The sequence below is a fragment of the Flavobacterium sp. T50_26 genome, from assembly GCF_057652995.1.
Genome location: NZ_JBYFCC010000087.1, coordinates 1 through 240 on the forward strand (window position 1 = coordinate 1; position 240 = coordinate 240).

Consider the following 240-nt stretch of genomic DNA (forward strand, 5'->3'; position numbering starts at 1 on the left):
TGATTTCAACCGAAGCAACTAACGCTGTTGTTGAAACAGAGACAAGCATTAGCCCACGGAAACTACTATGGTCGGTATTGATTATCAATTTCGTTTTCTTTGGATTGGATATGTTGTTCGGTATTTTTTCCAACTCAATGGGATTGGTAGAGGATAGCTTGGATATGCTTGCCGATAGCATCGTTTACGCATTGGCTTTGTTTTCTGTTGGGGGTACGATTGCAAGAAAAAACAATATCG

General features: G+C 40.0%; 1 protein-coding gene. It reads left to right on the top strand.

The genetic code is table 11. From position 1 onward, the window contains the following. The coding region (locus AC23MC_RS16535) for a cation efflux transmembrane domain-containing protein (protein ID WP_487570666.1) at positions 1-240 on the top strand (240 nt) is incomplete at both ends.